The following is a 19,177-nucleotide window of genomic DNA, read 5'->3' on the forward strand; positions in this document are numbered from 1 at the left end:
TACCCGCGCGAGAAATCCTTACGGCAGGACTTTAGCGGAAAGGATAACTACCGGTTTTGACGGCACATTCTGGTACGGGCCAACATCATGGGTTGGGACCTGGGAAATCTTGTCAGCAACATCCATGCCTTTCACCACTTTGCCAAATACCGCGTAACCGAAATCACGTTGACCGTGGTCGAGGAAGGCGTTATCGGCAACGTTGATAAAGAACTGGCTGGTGGCGCTGTCTTTGTCGGCGGTACGCGCCATCGCGATGGTGCCACGGGTGTTACGCAGACCGTTATCAGCCTCATTTTTGATCGGCGGATTCGGTTTTTTCTGCTGCATCTGCTCGGTAAATCCACCACCCTGAATCATAAAGCCCGGGATCACCCGGTGAAAAGTGGTGTTGTTATAAAAGCCGCTGTTCACATAATCGACGAAATTTTGCACTGATACTGGCGCTTTCTGGCTATCCAGCTCCAGTTCGATATTACCAGCAGAGGTTGTTAACAATACGTGCGGATCCCCTTTCGCTGCCATTGCTTCAGGTGAGAGAGCAGAAAGAGCGAAAACAGCTACAACAGCTGCCAGGGTCGATTTGAACATGAGATTTCCTTAACAGAGCAGAAAAAAAGCAAGTGGAGAGATTCTAAATAGCCTTCAATGACAAGGCCATTCCTTTACCTAATTTTACGCACTTGAAATATATGTAACCTGATGATCACGTATATTTCGTGATGAGAATCACCTTAAATATTGCAAATTAGCAACCGTTTGCAATTAAATATTTAATCAGATCACAAAATCACCTAAAATCGCCCGCTCGCAGCATATCCACTATGCCATTTTATCTTTTAACGCAGGCCAATCATGACTAACAGCAATCGCATCAAGCTCACATGGATTAGCTTTCTCTCCTACGCACTGACCGGTGCGTTGGTTATTGTCACCGGGATGGTGATGGGAAACATCGCCGATTATTTCAATCTGCCTGTTTCCAGTATGAGTAATACCTTCACCTTCCTCAATGCCGGCATTTTAATCTCTATCTTCCTCAACGCCTGGCTGATGGAAATCGTCCCGTTGAAAACGCAGTTACGTTTTGGCTTTCTCCTGATGGTGCTGGCGGTTGCCGGTTTGATGTTCAGCCACAGCCTGGCGCTGTTCTCGGCGGCGATGTTCATTCTCGGGGTGGTTAGCGGCATCACCATGTCGATTGGTACGTTCCTGATAACGCAAATGTATGAAGGGCGTCAGCGCGGTTCCCGCCTGTTATTTACCGACTCCTTCTTCAGCATGGCCGGGATGATTTTCCCGATGATTGCCGCGTATCTGCTGGCACGCAGCATTGAGTGGTACTGGGTTTATGCCTGCATCGGGCTGGTGTACGTCGCTATCTTTATTCTGACCTTCGGCTGTGAGTTCCCGGCACTGGGTAAACATGCGCCAAAAACTGACGCTCCGGTAGCGAAAGAAAAATGGGGGATCGGCGTGCTGTTTCTCTCCATTGCGGCACTGTGCTACATCCTCGGCCAGTTAGGTTTTATCTCCTGGGTGCCGGAGTATGCCAAAGGTCTGGGCATGAGCCTGAACGATGCAGGTACGCTGGTAAGCAACTTCTGGATGTCGTACATGGTTGGCATGTGGGCATTCAGCTTTATTCTTCGCTTCTTTGATCTGCAACGCATTCTGACCGTACTGGCTGGTCTGGCTGCGATTCTGATGTATGTCTTTAACACCGGAACACCGGCACACATGGCGTGGTCAATTCTCGCCCTGGGCTTCTTCTCCAGCGCGATCTATACCACCATCATCACCCTGGGTTCACAGCAGACCAAAGTACCATCGCCAAAACTGGTTAACTTTGTCCTGACCTGCGGGACCATCGGCACCATGTTGACCTTTGTGGTTACCGGACCGATTGTTGAACATAGCGGTCCACAGGCAGCACTGCTCACTGCAAACGGTCTGTACGCTGTCGTCTTTGTGATGTGCTTCCTGTTAGGTTTCGTCAGCCGTCACCGTCAGCACAACACCCTGACCTCTCATTAATTGCTCATGCCGGGCGGCGCTATCGTCGTCCGGCCTTTTCTTCTCTTCCCCCGCAACGTGCCTTCATCTCTATAAAACCTTTCATTTTGTGTGTTTTTTACACAAACATGAAATATCAGACAATTCCGTGACTTAAGAAAATTTATACAAATCAGCAATATACCACTTAAGGAGTATATAAAGGTGAATTTGATTTACATCAATAAGCGGGGTTGCTGAATCGTTAAGGTAGGCGGTAATAAAAAAGAAATCGAGGCAAAAATGAGCAAAGTCAGACTCGCAATTATCGGTAACGGTATGGTCGGCCATCGCTTTATCGAAGATCTTCTTGATAAATCTGATGCGGCCAACTTTGATATTACCGTTTTCTGTGAAGAACCGCGCATCGCTTATGACCGCGTACACCTCTCGTCTTACTTCTCTCACCACACCGCCGAAGAGCTGTCGCTGGTGCGCGAAGGCTTCTACGAGAAACACGGCATCAAAGTTCTGGTCGGCGAACGCGCTATCACCATCAACCGTCAGGAGAAGGTGATCCACTCCAGCGCCGGGCGTACCGTTTTTTATGACAAGCTGATCATGGCGACCGGTTCCTATCCGTGGATCCCGCCAATCAAAGGTTCTGATACCCAGGACTGCTTTGTCTATCGCACCATTGAAGACCTCAACGCCATTGAATCCTGCGCCCGTCGCAGCAAACGCGGTGCCGTTGTTGGTGGCGGCCTGTTAGGTCTGGAAGCCGCTGGCGCGCTGAAAAACTTAGGTATTGAAACCCACGTTATTGAATTTGCCCCTATGCTGATGGCAGAACAGCTTGATCAGATGGGCGGCGAACAGCTGCGTCGCAAAATCGAAAGCATGGGCGTGCGCGTTCACACCAGCAAAAACACCCTTGAGATTGTGCAGGAAGGGGTTGAAGCGCGTAAAACCATGCGTTTTGCCGACGGCAGCGAGCTGGAAGTCGACTTTATCGTCTTCTCTACCGGTATCCGTCCGCGCGATAAACTGGCAACCCAGTGTGGTCTGGACGTAGCTCCGCGTGGGGGTATTGTCATTAATGATTCCTGCCAGACTTCCGATCCGGATATCTACGCCATCGGTGAATGCGCAAGCTGGAACAACCGTGTATTTGGTCTGGTAGCACCTGGCTACAAAATGGCGCAGGTCGCCGTTGACCACATTCTTGGCAGCGAAAACGCCTTTGAAGGTGCTGACCTTAGCGCCAAGCTGAAACTGCTGGGCGTAGACGTAGGCGGTATTGGTGATGCACACGGTCGCACGCCTGGCGCACGTAGCTACGTTTACCTCGACGAAAGCAAAGAAATCTACAAACGCCTGATTGTCAGCGAAGACAACAAAACCCTGCTCGGCGCGGTACTGGTGGGCGATACCAGCGACTACGGTAACCTGCTGCAACTGGTGCTGAACGCTATCGAACTGCCGGAAAACCCGGATTCCCTGATCCTGCCAGCGCACTCTGGTAGCGGTAAGCCGTCTATCGGTGTTGATAAACTGCCGGACAGCGCGCAAATCTGCTCCTGCTTCGACGTCACCAAAGGTGATCTGATTGCTGCCATCAACAAAGGCTGCCACACCGTTGCGGCGCTGAAAGCCGAAACCAAAGCAGGCACTGGCTGCGGTGGCTGTATCCCGCTGGTCACTCAGGTACTGAACGCAGAACTGGCGAAACAGGGCATCGAAGTTAACAACAACCTGTGCGAACACTTTGCTTATTCGCGTCAGGAACTGTTCCATTTGATCCGCGTTGAAGGCATTAAAACCTTCGAAGAACTGCTGGCGAAACACGGCAAAGGCTACGGTTGTGAAGTTTGTAAACCGACCGTCGGTTCGCTGCTGGCCTCCTGCTGGAACGAATACATTCTGAAACCGGAACATACTCCGCTGCAGGATTCTAACGACAACTTCCTCGCTAACATCCAGAAAGACGGCACCTACTCGGTGATCCCGCGTTCTCCGGGCGGTGAAATCACCCCGGAAGGGCTGATGGCAGTGGGTCGTATCGCGCGTGAATTTAATCTCTACACCAAAATCACCGGCTCCCAGCGCCTGGCGATGTTTGGCGCACAAAAAGACGATCTGCCGGAGATCTGGCGTCAGCTGATTGAAGCAGGCTTCGAAACCGGCCATGCCTATGCGAAAGCACTGCGTATGGCGAAAACCTGCGTGGGTAGCACCTGGTGCCGCTACGGCGTTGGCGACAGCGTCGGCCTCGGCGTGGAACTGGAAAACCGCTACAAAGGCATCCGTACTCCGCACAAAATGAAGTTCGGTGTCTCCGGCTGTACCCGTGAATGTTCAGAAGCTCAGGGTAAAGACGTGGGTATTATCGCCACTGAAAAAGGCTGGAACCTATACGTTTGCGGTAACGGCGGCATGAAACCGCGTCATGCGGATCTGCTGGCGGCGGATATCGATCGCGAAACGCTGATCAAATACCTCGACCGCTTCATGATGTTCTACATCCGTACCGCCGACAAACTGACGCGTACCGCACCGTGGTTAGAAAACCTCGAAGGCGGCATTGATTACCTGAAAGCGGTGATCATTGACGACAAACTGGGGCTGAACGCACATCTGGAAGAAGAGATGGCGCGCCTGCGTGAAGCGGTAGTGTGTGAGTGGACTGAAACGGTCAACACGCCGTCTGCGCAGACTCGCTTCAAACACTTCATCAACAGCGACAAGCGTGACCCGAACGTGCAGATGGTGCCAGAGCGCGAACAGCACCGTCCGGCAACGCCGTATGAACGTATCCCGGTAACTCTGGTGGAGGACAACGCATGAGCCAGTGGAAAGACATCTGCAAAATCGATGACATCCTGCCTGAAACCGGCGTCTGCGCGCTGTTAGGTGACGAGCAGGTCGCGATTTTCCGCCCGTATCACAGCGATCAGGTGTTTGCGATCAGCAACATCGATCCGTTCTTCGAATCCAGCGTGCTGTCACGCGGGCTGATTGCGGAACACCAGGGCGAGCTGTGGGTCGCCAGCCCGCTGAAAAAACAGCGTTTTCGCTTAAGCGACGGCTTGTGCATGGAAGACGAGCAGTTTTCCGTCAAGCATTACGAAGCACGAGTGAAAGACGGCGTGGTACAGCTACGCGGTTAATGTTTTAACGGGAGGCGCAATGCCTCCCCTTTTTGCATTGTCCTGTAATGACCTTCGGTATATTGCAGGACATTTTTTAAACTTTTTGTTTTACTTTTTGTTTTTATTTTTTTAAAGGATAATCAAATGTTTACAGACACTATTAATAAGTGTGCGGCTAATGCTGCGCGCATTGCTCGCCTGTCGGCAAATAACCCGCTCGGCTTTTGGGTCAGCTCCGCCATGGCGGGCGCGTATGTGGGTCTTGGGATCATCCTGATTTTCACGCTCGGTAATTTGCTCGATCCGTCCATACGTCCTCTGGTGATGGGCGCGACTTTTGGTATCGCCTTAACGCTGGTGATTATCGCCGGTTCTGAACTGTTCACCGGACACACCATGTTCCTCACCTTTGGGGTGAAAGCGGGCACCATCAGCCACGGGCAAATGTGGGCAATCCTGCCGCAAACCTGGCTGGGTAACCTGGTCGGTTCTGTCTTCGTTGCCATGCTCTATAGCTGGGGCGGTGGTAGCCTGCTGCCGGTAGATACCAGCATCGTTCACTCCGTCGCGCTGGCTAAAACCACCGCACCGGCAATGGTACTGTTCTTCAAAGGTGCATTGTGTAACTGGCTGGTTTGCCTGGCAATCTGGATGGCGCTGCGCACTGAAGGGGCGGCGAAATTTATCGCTATCTGGTGGTGTCTGCTGGCATTTATCGCGTCCGGCTATGAGCACTCCATCGCTAACATGACGCTGTTCGCGCTCTCCTGGTTCGGCAACCACAGCGAAGCCTACACGCTGGCGGGTATCGGTCATAACCTGCTGTGGGTGACGCTGGGTAATACTTTATCGGGCGCCGTATTCATGGGATTGGGTTATTGGTATGCTACGCCGAAAGCGAATCGTCCGATTGCGGACAAATTTAATCAAACTGAAACGGCTGCCGGTTAATTACTAAGGGGTTTTTACGTGGATCATTTGCCTATATTTTGCCAATTACGCGATCGCGACTGTCTGATTGTCGGCGGTGGTGATGTCGCGGAACGCAAAGCAAGGTTGCTGTTAGACGCAGGCGCTCGCTTAACGGTGAATGCATTAGCGTTTATTCCACAGTTCACCGCATGGGCAGATGCAGGCATGTTAACCCTCGTCGAAGGGCCATTTGATGAAAGCCTTCTCGACACCTGCTGGCTGGCGATTGCAGCGACGGATGATGACGCGCTTAACCAGCGTGTCAGCGAAGCCGCTGAATCTCGTCGTATCTTCTGTAACGTGGTCGATGCGCCGAAAGCCGCCAGCTTTATTATGCCGTCGATTATTGACCGCTCACCGCTAATGGTGGCGGTTTCCTCTGGCGGTACTTCTCCGGTTCTGGCGCGACTGTTGCGCGAAAAACTTGAATCACTGCTGCCGTTGCATCTGGGCCAGGTAGCGAAATACGCCGGGCAATTACGCGGTCGGGTAAAACAACAGTTCGCCACGATGGGTGAACGTCGCCGCTTCTGGGAAAAACTGTTCGTTAACGACCGCCTGGCGCAGTCGCTGGCAAACAACGATCAGAAAGCCATTACTGAAACCACCGAACAGTTAATCAACGAACCACTCGATCATCGTGGTGAAGTGGTGCTGGTTGGCGCAGGTCCGGGCGATGCCGGGCTGCTGACGCTGAAAGGTCTGCAACAAATTCAGCAGGCTGATGTGGTGGTCTACGACCGTCTGGTTTCTGACGATATTATGAATCTGGTACGTCGAGATGCGGATCGTGTCTTCGTCGGTAAACGCGCGGGATATCACTGCGTACCGCAGGAAGAGATTAACCAGATCCTGCTGCGGGAAGCGCAAAAAGGCAAACGCGTAGTGCGTCTGAAAGGCGGCGATCCGTTTATTTTCGGCCGTGGTGGCGAAGAGCTGGAAACACTGTGCAACGCGGGTATTCCGTTCTCGGTGGTTCCGGGTATTACCGCAGCTTCTGGTTGCTCTGCCTATTCGGGTATTCCACTTACGCATCGCGATTATGCTCAGAGCGTACGCTTAATTACCGGACACTTAAAAACCGGTGGCGAGCTGGACTGGGAAAATCTGGCGGCAGAAAAACAGACGCTGGTGTTCTATATGGGGCTGAATCAGGCCGCGACCATTCAGCAAAAACTGATTGAACACGGAATGCCTGGTGAAATGCCAGTGGCGATTGTTGAAAACGGCACGGCAGTCACGCAGCGCGTGATTGACGGTACGCTCGCGCAGCTAGGTGAACTGGCTCAACAAATGAACAGCCCATCATTAATTATTATTGGTCGGGTCGTTGGCCTGCGCAATAAATTAAATTGGTTCTCTAACCATTAATTTAAAAAAAATTAACTAAGGCCGGATATTTCTGGCCTTTTTTTATTTACAAACATACTTATATTAATGTTTATTTTCAGCATACATAAAACAAACTTTTAACTATACTCTAAATAATTCGAGTTGCAGGAAGGCGACAAGCGAGTGAATCCCCAGGAGCTTACATGAGTAAGTGACTGGGGTGAGCGAACGCAGACGCAGCACATGCAACTTGAAGTATGACGAGTATAATTTATTTTAATAACGCCCTGCAGTTACAGCGGCTTACAAATATAAGCATAATATTCATAGTCCGTTCACTGACGCACAATAGATATTCCTGTATCGTCTTTAGCGAGCTGCTTGCTTATATTCACATAATCAATGAATATTACTCGATATATTTTACATAGGGAATGAAAATGAACAAGTTTATTAAAGTGGCACTGGTTGGTGCAGTCCTGGCAACATTAACTGCATGTACTGGTCATATTGAAAACCGTGAAAAGAACTGCTCTTACGACTACCTGCTGCACCCGGCAATTTCTATTTCTAAAATCATTGGCGGCTGCGGTCCTACTGCACAGTAAGTCTCTGACTGAAATTAGCTAACGCTGATTTAATTACCTGACGCCCTCGGGATTACCTGAGGGCGTATTTGTTTTTGTATTAACTCCGAAAACGTCATTCACAACGATTAAACGCTGGCAATACTCTCACGCAAAATCCGCAGCACCGTCTCTTCACCACTACGATTCGGATTAATGCGAATCGCACAATGTTCTAATTGTGGATTCGCCTGGCGAAACGTTCCGGAAAGGCGGTAAAAGAGCGGTGGGATTTCATATTTCGACTCCGCACCCACCGGGTAAGGCAACGCGCCGCGCTTTTGCGCCTCTTCCAGCACCCTGGCGGCAATCGGCTGATGAAACTCCACAATTAATACTTTCGACTGCGCATTAGCAATGACGGCGTTTTTAACTTCCGGCACCGCACCACCGTTAAGTAAAGCCAGCAACCGTTCAGAAACGCCCGCCTGCACCGCATGCATTACAGGCGCGAACACCAGCCCACGCAACACTTCCAGCGCCTGAGCACCCTGAATCTGGCTGCCGCCGGAGTAAAGCGTGGCGCGAATCCGACTAATAACATCGGCATCACCTACCACCGCGCCAACACCCTCTGGCCCAAACAGCTTGAAGCAGGAGAATGTCGAAACATTCGCCCCGCATTCGCAGCCGATTCGCGCTACCTTCATCACCGCATAGTTGTCATCGGTTAACGCTGGAACGCCAGACGAGCGCAACGTTGCCAGCACATCTGCCAGCATGTAGCTGTCCTGTGGCTGCTGGCGCGTATGCTGTACTAGCGCCGCATCCGGTTGTTGCTCTTCGACGACCTGCTTAAGTGCCGCCAGGTCATTGAAATCAGCAGTGATAAGCGTCAGCCCCATCTGCTCAACAATGACCTGCGTCGTCGGATAAACAGGCGCGTCATGCACCAGAAGACGCTGCCCCGGTTTGAGCAAAGCCGCCAGCCCGGCGCGAATTGCTCCAGTCCCCGCGCCCTGCACCAGCGCTGCGGCCTGTGCGTGAAATGCATCAGCCAGCACCTGCTCCACCCGTTGGGTAATACGCGGTTGATTCAGACCTGGAGTTAACCCTAAATCACCGCCAGTAAGAAACTCGCTGCCGGGGAAATGGCGGCAAATGCTATCCACCAGCGCAAACTGCTTTTTCTGCGCCTCAATAAGCGTCAGGCTTTGCAGAGGAAACGTCTTCATCAATGCCTTCCTTAAGCCGGAACGAACAGGCCAAGCCAGTAAAGAACATTCAGCAGGATGCCGGTGATCATTACTGCCACGACCGGTGCCGCCATTTTCTGTACCGGACGGCCCAGGGATTCGTTGAGGAAGTAAATGGCAACCGCGATAGAGAATCCGGTATAACCCGCCATCTTAATTGCTGCGAAAATCGAACCGACCAGCAGAGCCACTTCCATCAGCATATTCATGGCGTTACGGATGTTATCCGACGCATTACGCACCGACGGGTAGCGCCCCAGCCATTTGCCGATCGAACGAAGCAGCAAGACTTCTGCCGAAATAACCACTGCGCCTAATACCGCTGCAACCATCGGATTCGGCGAGAGATAGCCCACCGCATAAACAAAGGTAAAGCCCGCAACTGCATATACGCCGGTGGCTAACGCGGTGGTGGCAATCAACGGCACAAACCCCAGCCCACGCATAAATTCCGCCAGTGCCGCCTGATTGATCAGCGTTTGCGATTGTTCCGGCGTTACGCCTGCGGAATATGCTTTCTCCAGTGTGAAGATCGACACTTCGCTACCAGCAAAAATCTTCATGCTGGCAACGGCGGCAATCAATGCCCCCACGATGGCGATATAGGGTAAATTTTTGATAATCCGCGACGTACGCTCTTCAAAGACGGAAAGTCCGCTTGTATCAAGATCATTTTCATCACGATGACGCAGGTCGTGAGTTATCGCGATCCCCAGCAGCATCACCATGCCAATAAAGATTTCGATGGATTCCGGATTGAGATGCGGGAAATAGCGCACTACCACCACACGGGTCATCAGCACAACCACGGCAGCGATCAGACTTTGCTTCCAGCCAAACTGGTAGAAAATCGCTACCAGCGGGAACAGTGCAAACGCTGAAACCACCGGTGAGCTTAATTCCCCCAGGCTACCTAATACATCCACTGGTAGCGCGGTCAGCAGCTGGTTTACCGGCAACAGGCATGTGAGGATCAATATCCCCCAGATAGCGCCAAGACCAAACGCCATCAGGCTGTTTATCGCCAGTACGCCGAGGATATCGGTAGGAAGAAAGAGTAACCATGCGTTGAGTAGCCCGGTTTTCAGGGTAAAAGAGATCCCCACCGAGGCCACAAAACCAATGCTCAGACCAAAAGCGATACTCCCCGCCTCGCGACGGTTCATATAGCCTTCAATCAGTTGCGGCAGGATCGGGCGGATACCGTCATGAAAAACAGCCGCCGAGCGATGCGCCAGAAGCGATGTCATACCCGTCAGGCACGCCACCACGATAATCTGAATATACAGATCCATAGTCGTGCCTTTTATTTCAGATGGTTAATCAACATCGGAATCGCGTGTTCGACGTGCTCAACGGAAAGCCCAAACGCCACTTTTCCTTCGGCGATCATTTTGGCGATATGCTCGTCTTTCGCTTTAATGCCTGGTTTGGCAATGGTGCAACTTTTGTTATAGCCAATCACCGCGATGGCAATCGACAATGCCGCGCCCGCACCGGTATTACACGCGCCGATGTAGTAATCCAGTTGCCCGGATTTCACCTTCATCGCTGCTTCCATGTCGTTATAAATGAAAACTTCAAAACAGCCTGGAGCCGTCGCTTCAATGGTTTTTTTAATCTGCTCACGCTGTAAGCCTGCAACGCCAATCTTTTTCATTAGTCTGTCCTTATTGGAAAAATTGAGAGGGATTTTCACGTAACATCACATCCACATCGGCCTGACTGAATCCTGACTGGCGCAATTGCGGAATAAAGGTGGTCAATAAATAGTCACAGCCATAACCACCGTTGGCTTTTAAATGAGAGCGGCGCGTAATATCCATCGACAGCATGACGCGGTTCAGCAACCCACGGTCGCGTAGCGCATGAAGCATCGCAATACGCTTTTCGTCCGGGTAGTAACTGTTCTTACCAATGGTGTCGAACTGCACGTACGCGCCGAGATCGATCATCTTCAAAATGTTGTCGAGGTTGTCTTTCAGATCGCAGTGACCAACGGTGACACGCGAAAGATCAACTCCGTGGGCGTGCAGTAGCGCCAGTTGTTCCAGCCCCATGGTGCTAAAAGAGGTATGTGTGGAGATCGGGCGTCCGGTCTGGTTATGTGCCAGCGCGGCGGCAATAAATACCTTCTCTTCCAGCGGCGTAATCTTTCCTTCGCTGGAGCCAATCTCCGCGATAATCCCGGCTTTCAGGTCAGTGCCATCGATACCCTGTTCAATTTCATCGACCATCTCCTGCGCCAGTTCCTGCACGCTGCGGATCGCCACATGTTCCGGGAAAAACGCATCCTGGTAATAACCGGTACAGGCCACCACGTTGATCCCCGTCTCGCGCATTACATCGAGCATAAATTGCGCATTGCGCCCCATGTAACGGTTGGTCATCTCAATCACATTACGCACGCCCCTGGTCATCAGGTCGTTCATCTCCTGGCAAATGAACGCATACTGATCAAGGCGGCAGTCCACGTTGTTTTTAAAGCCGGAAAGATCAATATGCAGATGTTCATGGGCGAAGGTGTAGCCCGTCGGATCAAAACTCATAGGGTGTCTCCTGCAAACCGGAGGGAGGAAAGAAAAGAGCGACCATTTTGTGGCGGTGGCGCACGGAAAAATTCACACACGGTAGCCCCCACATCAGAAAGCGTGGTGCGCACACCGAGTTGCGTAGCGACCAGCCCTTGCTGATAAACCAGCACTGGCACCACTTCGCGGGTATGGTGGCTGTGACCAATGGTCGGATCGTTACCGTGATCCGCCATCACGACCAGGCAATCATCTGGCTGCATCGCCTCAACAAGCCGGGCAAGGTTACGGTCAACGACCTGCAAACGTTCGGCATAACGTGCGACGTCTTCTGCATGACCAGCGAGGTCGGTTTCCTGGATATTGGTACAAATAAACGCCGTCGGATGCGTGTTAAATTCGTCGAGGGTGATATCCATAATCCGCTGGCTATCCACCAGGTTTTGCCAGCTCACGCCATAAGGATTGCTGACGATATCTGCCACCTTACCCACCAGCACGGTTGGCACGCCCGCTTCATACAGTTTTTGCGGCACCTGCACTTTTTCATCAACACCGTAGCCCATATGCACGACCTGGAAGCCATTGTCATAAGCGCCTGAACGCGGCGCATTGATGCCAATAAAGCGCCCTTCTTTGCTTTCTGCGGCATCGAGAATGCGTTGACTGTCGGTTAACAAGCCGCCAAATGTAATGACCCGACCGACCTGTACTTGGTCACGCACGATACGACCAATTTTGATTGCGTCGTCAAAAGAGATCACAGAGAGATTGGCTGTGATGTTATAGACCTGGCCTAAATCCGCCTCGAGATTATCGCCAATCGCAACCGCCTGATTGACCCACAGAAATTGCAGATCATCGCCACGGCGCTCCACCTGCCAGCCAGCGTTAAGTAATGCTTGCTCAACACGGTCAAGCACATCGCGAAAGGGCATCCGTAGCGGCGGTAACGGGCGCGTGCCTAAAATTTCCTGATGCCCCATAAAGGTATCGCCACCTTCATGTTGCAGCTCTGCCACGCCCCAGGTTGAGGAGTCTGACGGCTGCATATCTCCAGGCGCATAACCTAAAGCGTTGATTAGCCCCATTTTCTCCAGCGTTGGCAGCTGCAAATGCGGCAGCTGGCTCAGAATGTGACCACAGGTATTCGCTCCCGCATCCTGCGGACGCACCAGCGTGACATCTTTCATTGCGCCTACGCCAAAGCTATCAATCACTAACACCACGAATCGCGCCATTACGCCCCCAGAGAGTTTCCAAGACTGTCATAACGACCGACGATTTCCGGTTCGCCACGCTGAATACCCGATACCAGCACGACATCGCTGCGGGTAACAAAAATCTGCGTACGAAAACAGAGCACCACCGCGCTGCTCACCGGAAACTCACCTGCTAACGGCAGGGTGTAGTCGATACTGCTGTCATCTACAGTTTTGAGATTGGTTTCAGTAATCTTTTGATTTTCTTTAGTAAAAACCAGAGCGCGGTGAGCATGACCACGACGGTAGTAACCGCCGCCGTAGCAGTAGCTGTCGCCACGGAAATGATGGGAGATTTCACTTAACCAGAGCATGGCGATACGTTCAGGCTGATCGCCCTGCTGGTTTGCCGGAATAGTGCCCGTCAGTGCATGACCGGGTTCGGCATGAGTCACACCGTATTCCGCCAATAATGGCAGCGAAGTGCAGCTGGTCGCTGAAGGCGCGTTCAGTTGCTCAATCGCAATACCAGATTTCGCCAGTTGATCCCGTGCTTGTACCAGCGTGTGAAGATTCGGTGTCGGCAAAACTTTCCCGCTTGTTTCATCCCAAAGCAGGCAAGGGAAATGGGTAAGTCCCGCTAAATGTAGTCCCGGCAGTTTCTGGATTTCAGCGACAATGTCATGCAGCGTGTTTTGGGGAAAACCGCTCTCCTGGCCCGGATAAAGAAAATCATCATCGCTATAAACTTTGAGCAGCACAGACTGCACACGTCCAGCATTCACCGCTGCCGCAGAGACTTCCCGCGCTTTATCGAGAGTAAACACGGTGATGACGTCAGTTCCCTGTGCAACGGCGTCAGAAACCTGGTGACAAGGGATTTGCACCAGATGTCCCTGATGCGCCACCGGCAGATCGGCGCGGCGCATGACCCGCGCCTCTTTGTAATCCACCGCCACAATGCCGCTGTAGCCCAGTGCCAGAAGTTTTTCCGCCAGCCATGGATTACGGCCAAACTGCTTGGTCATCAGATACAGCTCAATGCCGTAAAGCCGCGCCGTCTCAATCAGCCTCTTACCGTTTTCCAGTAACTGATCCACGTCGACAACCCAACTGTCCGGGGCGATCTTGCCCTGTTGCCACAAGCTTAGTGCGGCGGAAATCAGCGCTGGGTTCTGGCGTTTCAATGCTTCTACAAACATCTTGTTGCCTCGTTTCTATTCCTTGAATTAAACATTCATTTTTTTGAATATTTAAGTTATGTGACGCGGATTTGCCGTATAACTCAGACACCTTCGTTGGCGGCCATCCATAATCCATAGAGATTGGCCAGCAAATACCCTTCTTCACACGGGTTAATTTCCAGCGCGAATTCCTTCAATAGCACCTGATGCAATTGCACAATCGCTGGCCAGTATGTGGATTGCGCCAGTTCCGCCAGTAATTCGTCATCCAGCGGCAGTATGTGTTCGCCCCGACGACTGCGCATCAGCGCACTCGCCATATGCGTCATCGCCATCGTTCCCTGCTCGCTGCGTATGGGAAGATGGCATTCTGTTTCCAGTACTTTGACGACCTGCATCATGCCTTTGCAGATGTCCTTATCAATGACGCCTGCCTCGCAAAGCAGGTTGAGTCTGTTTTCCATTTAAGACGCCTTTCGCTTAATAACTGGGTTCAAGTTCCCCACTGACGACTCGCTGTTGATGAGCAAGCAGGGCATGTTTATCAACAACCGCACGTAGCAATTGTTGCATCGGGTAATCATCGGCTCGCGTTAGCACCACGGCTTCAGTGGCCTGTAAAAATCGTGGATCGTTCGTCAGCGGCGTCGCTTCTAATCCCAGCATGGCCAGTTCGCTTTCCGCCACCACGTTCCAGATAACCGCATCGACATCGCCTTTTACAATGCGTTGTAAACTCTCGTGATATGAGAGGTCGACGCGCTCCACATCGCTATTGCCAAAAAAGACATCGGTCATGATTTTCTGATCCGCCGAGCGGTTATCCAGCCCCACGCGTTTCACGTTGCCGGACGCCCCTTTACGGCAAATCAGCTGGTGCTCGCCAACATAGGTATGCGGCCCAAGTTCCAGCGCCAGGCATAACCCTTTTTGCGTGAGATAACTTTCTGCCGCCAGGCGGGACACTACCGCCATGTCATAGACGCCGTTAAGTAAACACTCCACGCGAATATCCGCGCCGCGCATATGCGCATAATAAAAAGGAATGCTATCAAACTGAGCTTTCAGCCCGCTTGCCAGTCCTTCGTACAAACGGGTATAGGGCAAGGGCATCGCACATACCACGTTGTTGATATCCACATGAGTCAGCAATGCTTTGTTATTCATCTCGACCAGATAACTGCCATTGCGCCCACGGCGTTCAATTCTAATCGCGCCGCTTGATTCCAGCGTTTTCAGCGCGGCCTGTGTCAGACCAACCGATGAATGGCATTCAGTTGCCAGTTCATCTATGGTTTTCAATCGATTACCGCACTTTTCACCTAACAAATAACGAGCCAGAGTCGTGATGACGACGCCTTCTTTTTTGATAAACGTTCGACGCATAATATATTTTCAATAAAGTGAATATTTATATCTTCATTAAAATGAAGATAAGTGGCAACTAAGAGATGTGGAAACGGCGAGGCACTTCACATTTTTTCGGGTTGTTGCGAAAAGAGGATAAAAAAACCGGGTTTCCCCAGTTTCAGAGTGATGATAAAAGCAAAATTGCCTGATGGCGCTACGCTTATCAGGCCTACATTTCCTTGCAATATGTGCATTACTTTGTAGGCCGGATAAGGCGTTCACGCCGCATCCGGCATGAACAAAGCGCAATTTGCCAGCAATAGTGAATTACGGCTTCGCCACAAAACCAATCGCTTCATACACCGCTTTCAGCGTACGGGAAGCGTGCGCGCTGGCTTTTTCTGCGCCGTCTTTCATCACCTGTTGCAGGAAGGCTTCGTCATTGCGGAAACGGTGATAGCGTTCCTGCAATTCAGTCAGCATACCGGAAACGGCATCAGCCACTTCGCCTTTCAGATGACCATACATCTTGCCTTCGAACTGTTTTTCCAGTTCCGGGATGCTCTTGCCAGTAACTGCAGAAAGGATATCCAGCAGGTTGGAAACGCCCGCTTTGTTCTGCACATCGTAGCGAACTACCGGTGGCTCGTCGGAGTCAGTGACCGCACGTTTGATTTTCTTCACTACCGATTTCGGATCTTCCAGCAGGCCAATAACGTTATTGCGGTTATCGTCAGACTTGGACATCTTCTTGGTCGGCTCCAGCAGCGACATTACGCGCGCGCCAGATTTCGGAATAAACGGCTCCGGTACTTTAAAAATATCGCCATACAGCGCGTTGAAACGCTGGGCGATATCGCGGCTCAGTTCCAGATGCTGTTTCTGATCTTCACCGACCGGCACCAGATTGGTTTGATACAGCAGGATGTCCGCCGCCATCAGCACCGGATAGTCAAACAGACCAGCGTTGATGTTCTCGGCATAACGCGCAGATTTATCTTTGAATTGGGTCATGCGGCTCAGTTCGCCGAAGTAGGTATAGCAGTTCAACGCCCAGCCTAGCTGCGCATGTTCTGGTACATGGGACTGAACAAAAATGGTGCTTTTCTCAGGATCGATGCCACATGCCAGGTACAGGGCCAGCGTATCCAGCGTCGCTTTACGCAGCTTTTGCGCATCCTGGCGCACGGTGATGGCATGTTGGTCAACGATGCAGTAAATGCAATGGTAGTCATCCTGCATGTTTACCCACTGACGCAGCGCACCCATGTAGTTACCAATGGTCAATTCACCTGAGGGCTGTGCGCCACTAAAAACGATGGGCTTAGTCATTTTTCGATTCCTGATTTTCGCTATGCGGAAGCCCTAATGCGGGCAGAAGGTCATTTATAGAGTGATAAATTACATCAGGCTGGCTGAGATCGATAGCCTCGCCGTAGTTATATCCGTAGGTTAAGCCAACTGATGGGCAACCTGCCGCTTTTGCCGCCTGAATATCATTGCGTGAGTCGCCAACAAACAGCATCTGTTGTGGGGCAATTCCCATCCGCGCAGCCACCAGTAACAGCGGGTCCGGATGCGGTTTTTTGTTTTGCACGTCATCACCACCAATCACCACGCTGAAGTATTTGGCGATATCTAAGGCTTCGAGCAGCGGCGCGACGAACGGCGTCGGTTTGTTGGTAACCAGGCCTAGCGGCAGGCCTTTAGCCTGCAACGCGCCCAGAGTATCGGCAACGTGCGGGAACAAAAACGTCCCCTCTTCGGCAACCTCGCCATAGTAGCGATCGAACAGTTTACGCAGAATACGTACCTGTTCTTCTGCCGGAATGTCGTCATCAACGGGCGGTTTACCCATTGTTTTACGCAGGGTCGCACGTTCCTGACGCGCCCAGGCCAATGCCCGCTCCATCAAGACATCTGCGCCGTTGCCAATCCAGGTAATAACGCGTTCTTCGCCTGCAACGGGCAACTCCAGCGCATACAGCGCCATATCTACCGCAGCAGCAAGACCTGGAGCACTGTCCACCAGCGTACCGTCGAGATCAAAAGCGACGCCGCGAATATCTTCAAACTTATTCATGACTTACCTTTGCCAGTTCACTGCGCATTTCATCAATGACTTTTTTGTAGTCTGGCTGGTCGAAGATTGCCGAACCGGCGACGAACATATCCGCTCCCGCCGCAGCGATTTCGCCAATGTTGTTCACCTTCACGCCACCGTCCACTTCCAGACGGATATCAAAGCCCGACTCATCGATGCGGCGGCGCACTTCGCGCAGTTTATCCAGTGTTTGCGGAATGAAAGACTGACCGCCGAAACCAGGGTTGACGGACATCAGCAGGATCACATCCAGCTTGTCCATCACATAATCCAGATAGCTCAATGGTGTCGCCGGGTTAAATACCAGCCCCGCTTTACAGCCATTTTCTTTAATCAGTTGCAGCGTGCGGTCAACATGCTCGGAGGCTTCTGGATGAAAGGTAATGATACTGGCGCCAGCAGCAGCGAAATCCGGCACAATGCGATCGACGGGTTTCACCATCAGATGCACGTCGATAGGGGCGGTAATGCCGTAGTTACGCAAGGATTTCAGTACCATTGGCCCAATTGTCAGGTTGGGAACATAGTGGTTATCCATGACGTCAAAATGCACGACATCAGCGCCAGCTGCCAGGGCCTTTGCGGTATCTTCACCCAGGCGGGCAAAATCAGCCGACAGAATTGAGGGGGCAATCAAATACTGTTTCATCCGCTTCTCCTTGAGAATTATTTTTTCGCGGGTGAAACGACTCCTGGTTTGTACAAAGCCAGCAGTTCGTCCACCTTTTTACGTGTGCCGCCGTTGCTGCTTATACTGCGTCGAACTTTGACGACATGCAATTTTGCGCGCTGATACCACTCACGCGTTAACATCGTATCGTGATTGGAGATCAGCACAGGAATATGGCGATCAACCAGACCTTCTGCGATCTCCGCCAGATGGGCTTGTTGTTCAAGCGTAAAACTGTTTGTGTGATACGCCGTGAAGTTAGCGGTCGCAGAAAGCGGCGCATAAGGCGGATCGCAATAGACGACGGATGCATCATCTGCGCGCGCCATGCTGTCGGCGTAAGACTCACAATAGAAAAAGGCATTCTGCGCTTTTTCGGCAAAATGATACAACTCAGCTTCCGGGAAATAGGGCTTTTTATAACGGCCAAACGGCACATTAAATTCACCGCGCAGATTGTAACGGCACAAACCGTTGTAACCGTAGCGGTTCAAATATAAAAACAGTACTGCCCGACGCAAGGGATCCTGGCTTTTGTTGAACTCTTCGCGGAACTGATAGTAGACCTCGGCGCAATTTGTTTCGGGAACAAACAGCTCGCGGGCAGCCTGCACATACTCTTCAGTACGCGTCTTTACAATGTTGTAGAGACTAATCAGATCGCTGTTGATATCAGCAAGGATATAACGAGAAAAGTCGGTGTTAAGAAACACCGACCCGGCACCAACAAAAGGCTCAATCAGACATTCGCCCTTAGGCAAATGCCGTTTAATATCATCAAGCAAGGGATATTTGCCCCCTGCCCACTTCAAAAAAGCGCGATTTTTCTTCATGCTGACTAACTAATTACACCTTCTCCGGCT

19 protein-coding genes are annotated in these 19,177 nt (G+C 51.6%); 6 read left to right on the forward strand and 13 right to left on the reverse strand.

The genetic code is table 11. The annotated features are described in order from the left end of the window. Positions 1–18: 18 nt before the first annotated feature. Entirely contained in the window at positions 19–591 is a 573-nt protein-coding gene (gene ppiA / locus D9734_RS16400; RefSeq protein WP_064527557.1) for a peptidylprolyl isomerase A, read from the reverse strand. Between the two features lie 264 nt (positions 592–855). Between ppiA and tsgA the strand changes: the two genes are divergently transcribed. From tsgA to D9734_RS16430, 6 genes are all read left to right on the forward strand, one after another. Continuing rightward, the gene (tsgA, locus tag D9734_RS16405; protein WP_130208935.1) at positions 856–2,037 is read left to right on the forward strand and encodes an MFS transporter TsgA; all 1,182 of its coding nucleotides are present in this window, start codon (positions 856–858) and stop codon (positions 2,035–2,037) included. 261 nt (positions 2,038–2,298) lie between these two features. Further along, positions 2,299–4,842 carry an NADPH-nitrite reductase large subunit gene (gene nirB, locus D9734_RS16410; RefSeq protein WP_000049213.1) on the forward strand — a complete coding sequence of 848 codons (2,544 nt, stop codon included), beginning with the start codon at positions 2,299–2,301 and terminating at the stop codon, positions 4,840–4,842. Beyond that, positions 4,839–5,165: a nitrite reductase small subunit NirD gene (gene nirD, locus D9734_RS16415; RefSeq protein ID WP_000084764.1), complete on the forward strand. Its 327-nt coding sequence runs from the start codon at positions 4,839–4,841 to the stop codon at positions 5,163–5,165. Before nirB ends, nirD begins: the two co-directional genes overlap by 4 nt. A 126-nt stretch (positions 5,166–5,291) precedes the next feature. After that, the gene (gene nirC / locus D9734_RS16420; RefSeq protein WP_130208937.1) at positions 5,292–6,098 is read left to right on the forward strand and encodes a nitrite transporter NirC; all 807 of its coding nucleotides are present in this window, start codon (positions 5,292–5,294) and stop codon (positions 6,096–6,098) included. A gap of 18 nt (positions 6,099–6,116) precedes the next feature. After that, positions 6,117–7,490: a siroheme synthase CysG gene (gene cysG / locus D9734_RS16425; protein ID WP_130208939.1), complete on the forward strand. Its 1,374-nt coding sequence runs from the start codon at positions 6,117–6,119 to the stop codon at positions 7,488–7,490. Between the two features lie 401 nt (positions 7,491–7,891). Next, positions 7,892–8,059 (forward strand): YhfL family protein, encoded by a 168-nt coding sequence (locus tag D9734_RS16430; RefSeq protein WP_064527562.1) that lies wholly within the window; start codon positions 7,892–7,894, stop codon positions 8,057–8,059. Between the two features lie 107 nt (positions 8,060–8,166). Here D9734_RS16430 and D9734_RS16435 read toward each other — a convergent pair whose 3' ends face one another. The 12 genes from D9734_RS16435 to dam form a co-directional block, all read right to left on the reverse strand. Beyond that, positions 8,167–9,252, reverse strand: coding sequence for an aminotransferase class I/II-fold pyridoxal phosphate-dependent enzyme (locus D9734_RS16435; protein ID WP_130208941.1), 1,086 nt, complete (start codon positions 9,250–9,252; stop codon positions 8,167–8,169). 11 nt (positions 9,253–9,263) lie between these two features. Further along, on the reverse strand, positions 9,264–10,568 hold the full coding sequence (locus D9734_RS16440) for a YhfT family protein (protein WP_130208943.1): 1,305 nt from the start codon (positions 10,566–10,568) through the stop codon (positions 9,264–9,266). Positions 10,569–10,579: 11 nt separating this feature from the next. Continuing rightward, complete coding sequence (locus D9734_RS16445; protein ID WP_064527568.1) at positions 10,580–10,933, reverse strand: DUF2620 domain-containing protein; 354 nt, start codon at positions 10,931–10,933, stop codon at positions 10,580–10,582. 10 nt (positions 10,934–10,943) lie between these two features. After that, positions 10,944–11,822, reverse strand: coding sequence for a phosphotriesterase-related protein (locus D9734_RS16450; RefSeq protein WP_130208945.1), 879 nt, complete (start codon positions 11,820–11,822; stop codon positions 10,944–10,946). Then, positions 11,819–13,045 (reverse strand): phosphopentomutase, encoded by a 1,227-nt coding sequence (locus tag D9734_RS16455; RefSeq protein ID WP_130208947.1) that lies wholly within the window; start codon positions 13,043–13,045, stop codon positions 11,819–11,821. The genes D9734_RS16450 and D9734_RS16455 overlap by 4 nt, the downstream gene beginning before the upstream one ends. Beyond that, positions 13,045–14,208: a YhfX family PLP-dependent enzyme gene (locus D9734_RS16460; protein WP_130208949.1), complete on the reverse strand. Its 1,164-nt coding sequence runs from the start codon at positions 14,206–14,208 to the stop codon at positions 13,045–13,047. Before D9734_RS16460 ends, D9734_RS16455 begins: the two co-directional genes overlap by 1 nt. An 83-nt stretch (positions 14,209–14,291) precedes the next feature. Then, complete coding sequence (locus D9734_RS16465; RefSeq protein ID WP_130208951.1) at positions 14,292–14,654, reverse strand: PRD domain-containing protein; 363 nt, start codon at positions 14,652–14,654, stop codon at positions 14,292–14,294. Between the two features lie 16 nt (positions 14,655–14,670). Then, the gene (gene yhfZ, locus D9734_RS16470; RefSeq protein WP_130208953.1) at positions 14,671–15,576 is read right to left on the reverse strand and encodes a GntR family transcriptional regulator YhfZ; all 906 of its coding nucleotides are present in this window, start codon (positions 15,574–15,576) and stop codon (positions 14,671–14,673) included. A 291-nt stretch (positions 15,577–15,867) separates the two neighbouring features. Further along, on the reverse strand, positions 15,868–16,872 hold the full coding sequence (gene trpS / locus D9734_RS16475) for a tryptophan--tRNA ligase (RefSeq protein WP_130208955.1): 1,005 nt from the start codon (positions 16,870–16,872) through the stop codon (positions 15,868–15,870). Further along, positions 16,865–17,623 (reverse strand): phosphoglycolate phosphatase, encoded by a 759-nt coding sequence (gph, locus tag D9734_RS16480; RefSeq protein ID WP_130208957.1) that lies wholly within the window; start codon positions 17,621–17,623, stop codon positions 16,865–16,867. The genes trpS and gph overlap by 8 nt, the downstream gene beginning before the upstream one ends. Further along, a complete protein-coding gene (gene rpe, locus D9734_RS16485; RefSeq protein ID WP_000816280.1) occupies positions 17,616–18,293 on the reverse strand; it encodes a ribulose-phosphate 3-epimerase in 678 nt (225 codons plus the stop codon). Before rpe ends, gph begins: the two co-directional genes overlap by 8 nt. A 17-nt stretch (positions 18,294–18,310) precedes the next feature. Then, positions 18,311–19,147, reverse strand: coding sequence for an adenine-specific DNA-methyltransferase (gene dam / locus D9734_RS16490; protein ID WP_130208959.1), 837 nt, complete (start codon positions 19,145–19,147; stop codon positions 18,311–18,313). Positions 19,148–19,177: the final 30 nt, after the last annotated feature.

Source organism: Escherichia sp. E14S1, from assembly GCF_004211995.1.
In the GTDB taxonomy this organism is placed as follows: domain Bacteria; phylum Pseudomonadota; class Gammaproteobacteria; order Enterobacterales; family Enterobacteriaceae; genus Escherichia.

Coding starts and splice junctions, on each gene's coding strand:
- yhfZ (WP_130208953.1), bottom strand. CDS start 15,576: ATGCGTCGAACGTTTATCAAAAAAGAAGGCGTCGTCATCACGACTCTG.
- D9734_RS16460 (WP_130208949.1), bottom strand. CDS start 14,208: ATGTTTGTAGAAGCATTGAAACGCCAGAACCCAGCGCTGATTTCCGCC.
- nirB (WP_000049213.1), top strand. CDS start 2,299: ATGAGCAAAGTCAGACTCGCAATTATCGGTAACGGTATGGTCGGCCAT.
- nirC (WP_130208937.1), top strand. CDS start 5,292: ATGTTTACAGACACTATTAATAAGTGTGCGGCTAATGCTGCGCGCATT.
- trpS (WP_130208955.1), bottom strand. CDS start 16,872: ATGACTAAGCCCATCGTTTTTAGTGGCGCACAGCCCTCAGGTGAATTG.
- D9734_RS16455 (WP_130208947.1), bottom strand. CDS start 13,045: ATGGCGCGATTCGTGGTGTTAGTGATTGATAGCTTTGGCGTAGGCGCA.
- ppiA (WP_064527557.1), bottom strand. CDS start 591: ATGTTCAAATCGACCCTGGCAGCTGTTGTAGCTGTTTTCGCTCTTTCT.
- dam (WP_130208959.1), bottom strand. CDS start 19,147: ATGAAGAAAAATCGCGCTTTTTTGAAGTGGGCAGGGGGCAAATATCCC.
- D9734_RS16445 (WP_064527568.1), bottom strand. CDS start 10,933: ATGAAAAAGATTGGCGTTGCAGGCTTACAGCGTGAGCAGATTAAAAAA.
- D9734_RS16450 (WP_130208945.1), bottom strand. CDS start 11,822: ATGAGTTTTGATCCGACGGGCTACACCTTCGCCCATGAACATCTGCAT.
- rpe (WP_000816280.1), bottom strand. CDS start 18,293: ATGAAACAGTATTTGATTGCCCCCTCAATTCTGTCGGCTGATTTTGCC.
- D9734_RS16430 (WP_064527562.1), top strand. CDS start 7,892: ATGAACAAGTTTATTAAAGTGGCACTGGTTGGTGCAGTCCTGGCAACA.
- tsgA (WP_130208935.1), top strand. CDS start 856: ATGACTAACAGCAATCGCATCAAGCTCACATGGATTAGCTTTCTCTCC.
- D9734_RS16440 (WP_130208943.1), bottom strand. CDS start 10,568: ATGGATCTGTATATTCAGATTATCGTGGTGGCGTGCCTGACGGGTATG.
- nirD (WP_000084764.1), top strand. CDS start 4,839: ATGAGCCAGTGGAAAGACATCTGCAAAATCGATGACATCCTGCCTGAA.
- D9734_RS16465 (WP_130208951.1), bottom strand. CDS start 14,654: ATGGAAAACAGACTCAACCTGCTTTGCGAGGCAGGCGTCATTGATAAG.
- gph (WP_130208957.1), bottom strand. CDS start 17,623: ATGAATAAGTTTGAAGATATTCGCGGCGTCGCTTTTGATCTCGACGGT.
- D9734_RS16435 (WP_130208941.1), bottom strand. CDS start 9,252: ATGAAGACGTTTCCTCTGCAAAGCCTGACGCTTATTGAGGCGCAGAAA.